At 69.0% G+C, this 5,220-nt stretch carries 3 protein-coding genes and 1 pseudogene; 1 reads left to right on the top strand and 3 read right to left on the bottom strand.

The genetic code is table 11. The features are described 5' to 3' along the window. The 3 genes and pseudogenes from C1A33_RS19560 to C1A33_RS19550 form a co-directional block, all read right to left on the bottom strand. Positions 1 to 488 (bottom strand): annotated as a pseudogene (locus C1A33_RS19560) (hypothetical protein); the annotation flags it as partial. 1,296 nt (positions 489 to 1,784) lie between these two features. After that, positions 1,785 to 2,069 carry a hypothetical protein gene (locus C1A33_RS19555; protein WP_101832895.1) on the bottom strand — a complete coding sequence of 95 codons (285 nt, stop codon included), beginning with the start codon at positions 2,067 to 2,069 and terminating at the stop codon, positions 1,785 to 1,787. 260 nt (positions 2,070 to 2,329) lie between these two features. Continuing rightward, complete coding sequence (locus C1A33_RS19550) at positions 2,330 to 3,922, bottom strand: Na+/H+ antiporter (protein ID WP_101832894.1); 1,593 nt, start codon at positions 3,920 to 3,922, stop codon at positions 2,330 to 2,332. Between the two features lie 470 nt (positions 3,923 to 4,392). On the opposite strand from C1A33_RS19550, the gene C1A33_RS19540 reads away from it, so the two are divergent. Next, the coding region (locus C1A33_RS19540; protein WP_101832892.1) for a ferredoxin reductase at positions 4,393 to 5,220 on the top strand (828 nt) is incomplete at its 3' end.

The following is a 5,220-nucleotide window of genomic DNA, read 5'->3' as shown; positions in this document are numbered from 1 at the left end:
TGTCGTAGGAGGTCGATCGCATCGTTCAGCGCTGTTCGGTCACCGGTCCGCAGGGGCTCGCGCAGCAGGTCGACGGCACGGTCGTTCAACGTGGTGAGGGGCCCGGCGGCGCCGTGCCGCTGCTCGTCGAAGATAGCGCGCACCTGTTCAGGAACATGGTCCGGGAATGCCTGGTACACCGGCTCGAATAGCGTCAGCGCGGCGGTGAGATCTTCCTGGTCCTCCCCTGCGGGCAGAACCTGGTAGCGCGTCCAATGCAGCCACCCGGCCACATACGCGATCTCTAGATCCGCGGCTGGATCCGGCACCGAGCCGAGTAGCGCTGCCAGCTCGGCGGTCGCCTCCGGATCCAGCACCGAGGCCGGATCCTGGTCGGCCGCGAACCGCTCCAGCCGTGCCCGCACCAGATCAACTGGTCGCCGGCGTCCGAGTCGTCCAACGAGGTGTTCCAGCCGTGCCCGCACCAGATCGAGCAGACGCTCCCGCATCGTTCCCCCCGTAGTGCCCGCCACGCCGAGTTCGGCGGACCTCGCTGCCGCTGACGCAGACGGCACGAACAGTCACGTTCACGCTATCGCGACCGTATCGTGTGGCGGTCCTGAGTACGGCCGACTTCGATCGGTAGAGGCCGAACGGGCGGTAGATCGCGCGCAAGGTCGTGGCCGCCGATCAGCCGCACGCTCGCCCTGGGAGTAAGCCCGCGGACGGAACCTGTCCGCCCGGGCGCTCCTCTGCTGGGTGAGGGGCGCGAGGTCGGCTCCGTGCGGTGAGGCACGTTCGAGGACCCGCTGGCCGACCAGCCGTGGGCGCTGAGCCGCCTTGGTACCCCGACACCCTGGTCGTGCCAGCGGCGGTCGGGCGCATGGAGGCAAGACAGGAGGCGGGACTTGGGCTTCGGGTAGTCTGACACTCAGCGCCGGTTGGTCCGCCTCCCTTGATGATGCGGGGGAGGTGCGGAAGTTCGATTCTCCTGCGGTGCACGCCTGGTTGAGGCAGGTCGGGGCCCGCATCGTCCACACGATGCGGGCCCCGATAGTTACCGCCTGGCCTCTGGCTGCCCGCGTCCCCGCGCAGGTTCGTGCAGCCGGGCGCCCAGCGACGCCGCGTACCGAGAGCCCCGGCTACTGCGCGGGTACAGGTAGTGGGAATGTGTGCACGATATGCAACCGCATGGGCCATGGTGGTTGGGGATGTTTGTGGTGCGTTGCCAAGCGCACCGCAACCACCCAGGCGACCTCGACATCCGCATGCCCGACCGCAGTGTGCCGCAGTCGATCTCCGGACGCGCGGTGGATGGGCTCATTGTGGGTGCGGATGTTCCGACAGGGCGCGGCACTCACAAACATGCTCCGGCATAGAAATTTCCGTGACCTGGGAGAACGCGGCATCGCCCGGCAGCTTGCGGCACCGTCCGGCACGCGCGCATGCGACTTGTAATCGAGCGGCTAGGGGTTCGAGTCCCCTCACCGGCTCCGATAATAACAATTTCAGGCCCGGATAATACTGGGTCTTCGAAGTTGAGCGGGGTTGAGGCATCCGCGGGCTCGGCGGGCGGTTGCGCAGCGTGTTCGTAGACGCTGGTTGGTGGGGTTGCGGTAGCCGTAGGCGTTGCGGGCGTCGAGTTCGACGACCCGGTTGTGGCCTCGCTGGCGGCGTTGGTGATCCCGGTGTGCAGAATGCCTCGATGCGGGGCCACCAGGTGCTGATCGTGGTGGCGAGGCGGTCGAGTTCGGGGATGGCGGCGTCGGCGCACCAGGTGTAGAACCTGGTGAGCCGGTGGGCGATCACGGTGCGGTCTGGGTGGTGCCGGTGAGCGCGAGCACGGCGCCACAGCTTCGTGAGGGCACGCCGTAGCTCAGCCCGACCAGCACGTTGCCATGTATCAGACCCACGGTGTCGTTGCCTCGACGGCCGGTGAAGATCTGTTGGTGCCCGGCGTCATGCCAGATGAACGCGACCCGCGTGAACATCACCGCCAGAAACGCCGCGGTGGCTAGCTGCCACCACGAGTTTCCCACCGCGACGAATTCCACCCACCCCCCGGCGAGCAGACCAATGTTCACCGCCATCGCGCGTAATACCAGATACGCCGACGTTTCATCAGTTCCGCGCCCGTGACCCGACGGCGCAGGTCGGAGTAGTCGCTGCCCCGGACACCCGCCTTTGGTCCTGCCGCCGCGGTAGGCGCCCGTTCCGTCGTGTGAATCCGCGCCGCAGCTTCGCATACCCGGCGCACAGGCCGTTCGGACCGCCAGGCGGCCGATGCCCCTGGCCGCCGGCAGCAGTCGGAGGGCCCGCTGGATCTGGTCGAGGCTCTCTGAGGATCGGTTCAGGGAGGGGGAAGCGCTCCTTCTTCGTGGTCGAGTTCGTTTTCGAGGAGGCGGAGGGAGACGTCGGTGAGCTGTCCGGTGTCTCGCCAGAGTTGTAGCTCGTCTCGCTCGGCCTCGATCATGGTGCGTCGTACGCGGCCGAACGTGTCTGTCGGACTCTCGGGAGGGATCTGTTCATCGGTAGGGGTGTTCAGCGATGTCAGGCTGTCCACGCTGCGTTGTTTGCGGTCCTCCGCGGCTCGGCGGAGCCGTTCGGCGAGGACGACGGGGATCGGTTCGTGCCCTTGGAGGGATCGCAGCGTTCGTAGGCCGGCTTCGGCCGCGGCTACGCGGGCCCGGGCGCGCTGGCGTCGCCCCTCGTCGGCGTCGGGCCGTACTCCCAGCCGTCGGAGCAGTGGTCCAAACGTCAGGCCCTGTCCGATGAGGGTGAGCAGGACGGTGCTGTAGGCGCAGAACAGCAGCAGGTCGCGGTGGGGGAACCCGACGGCGTCGGTGGACAGCGGCAGCGCGAACACGGCGGCAAGTGAGATCACCCCGCGCATCCCGGACCAGGACAACGCCACGAGCTCACGGCCAGACAGGTGAGGATGTGGGGACAGGAACCGCAGCCGCGTCGGGAGCAGGGCGGGGACCAGCAGCCACAGCGCTCGGGTCAGCAGCACGCCGCCGATCGTCACCGCCGTCGCGGCCAGCACCGTGCCCAGGGGATAGTCCTCGATGGCGGGCACGATGGCGACGAATTGCTGGCCGATGAGGAGGAATACGAATCCTTCGAGCAGCAGGTCCACCAGGCGCCACACGGCGAGGGCGTGCAGCCGGGCCGCCCCGGACAGCAGCTGCCGGGACTGGTGACCCAGGACGAGCCCGGCGGTGACGACCGCGAGGACGCCGGAGGCGTGCAGCGCCTCGGCCGGCAGGTAGGCGGCGAAGGGCGTGGCCAGGGAGATGGCCGTCTCGGCGACCGGCTCCTCGATCCGGTGCCGTAGTTGCCCGATGAGCCAGGCGACGGCGATCCCGACGGCGATCCCGCCGAGGGCGGCGGCCAGGAACTTCCCGGTGACGAACGGGACGTCGAACGGGCCGCCGACGACCGCGGCCACCGCCACCGTGTAGAGGGTCAGCGCCGTCGCGTCATTGAGCAGGCTTTCGCCCTCGATGACGGTGCGTAGCCGGTCCGGCAGGCCTACACGCCGTCCGATGGACAGGGCCGACACGGCGTCCGGTGGCGCCAGGGCCGCGCCGAGAGCGCAGGCGGCGGCGAACGACAGACCCGGTACCACTGTGACCAACAGGCCGCCGATGACCAGTGCGGTGGCGGCGACGAGCAGGACGGACAGGGAGATCACCGCTCGCAGGTTCGCCCGGATCTCCAGCAGGCTCGAGCTCAGCGCGGCGGAGAACAGCAACGGCGGGATGACCAACGCCAGAACGATGTCGGGCTCCAGCCGCAGGTCCGGGCCGGGCAGCAACGTGTAGACGGCGCTCGCGCCGACGAGAAGCACCGGGGCCGGGAGACCGAACCGGCGCGCTGCCAAGGCCGCCCCTACTACGAGGGCGATCGCGACGAGGCCGAACGCTACTCCACCCAGCATGCGTCGAGCCTGACCGGCCACGGGTGCCCACGTCGACGAGGGGCGGCTGCGCGGTCAGTAGCCAGGCCGACCCTCCAGTAGCCAGGCTTCGACATCGCTCGCCCGCCACAGATCGAAATGCGGTACAGACCGGACAGGGCTGGGAAAATCCGCCCGGGCGCACAGCCGCCTGGCTCGTTCCACCGAAATGGCCAACCGGTGGGCGATGCCCGCGGTCGTCCACAGATCATCGCCCGCCATACCGCCATGCTACGTGAAGCCGTCGCCCCGGATCTGCCATTTGACCACAGTGAGCTCGGGCCACCGCCGGCCCTCAATGTCTTTCCGGAGGTCTTCCCGTCGGGATGGTCGACGGGGCGGGGGCGGGGCGGCGGTGTACCGTGCCGGCTGACGGACCGAATATGCCGCTGGCCGAGGCCGGTGACCGTCTGGCGAAATCCCCCTCGCCCGCCCGCGCTACAAGGAGATCGATGCTGGCCATCAGGGCGCTTCTCGGTGCCGTGGCGGGCTCCATGACAAGTCCGCTGAGACCGGACGACTTCCGGGCGATCATCAATCCGCTGTGGTCGCGGCACCAGTTGTCCGGGCGTGTCGAGGAAATTTCTCCGGAGACGTCCGATACCTCGACGATCGTTGTCCGGCCCGGTCGGGGCTGGCGAGGAGGCCTGGCGGGTCAGCATGTCGGGGTCGGTGTGAGCATCGAGGGCGTGTGGCATCGGCGGACCTTCTCGCTGTCGTCCCCGCCCGGACGCCCGGACGGCCTCATCGCCATCACGGTGAAAGTGAGGCCAGACGGTGTGGTGTCCCGGCACATCGTGCATGCGCTGCGCCCGGGCCAGATCGTCCGGCTCGGGCATCCATCGGGACGGTTCGTGCTGCCGGACGAACTGCCGGACCGCCTGCTCTTCGTGACCGCCGGCAGCGGGATCACCCCGGTGATGTCGATGCTGCGACACCTGGCCGAGGGCCGGCGGATGCCCGACGTCTTCCTCGCGCACTCCGCGCGGAACGCCTCGGAGGTCATCTTCGGTGAGGAGCTTCGCCGGATCGCCGCCCGGTTCCCGACTGTGCGCCTGTACGAGCATCACACCCGCCCTGCGAGCGGCCGGCCCGCGGCACGGCTGACGATGGCCGCGCTGTCCGCGATCTGTACCGACCTCCCGGAGCGGATGGCCTGGGTCTGCGGGCCGCTCGGCATGGTCGACTGCGCCGAATCGTACTGGCGGGAGTCCGGTATCAGCGACCGTCTGCTCACGGAACGATTCCAGCCGGCGGTGCGCCCCGTTGGCGGGCAGGGC

The sequence above is a fragment of the Frankia canadensis genome (assembly GCF_900197875.1).
Classification (GTDB): domain Bacteria; phylum Actinomycetota; class Actinomycetes; order Frankiales; family Frankiaceae; genus Frankia; species Frankia canadensis.
This window is presented reverse-complemented; position numbering and strand designations above follow the sequence as displayed.

Excerpts from the sequence above, each read along its gene's own strand:
- C1A33_RS19550 (WP_101832894.1), bottom strand. The coding sequence starts at position 3,922 with ATGCTGGGTGGAGTAGCGTTCGGCCTCGTCGCGATCGCCCTCGTAGTA.
- C1A33_RS19555 (WP_101832895.1), bottom strand. The coding sequence starts at position 2,069 with ATGGCGGTGAACATTGGTCTGCTCGCCGGGGGGTGGGTGGAATTCGTC.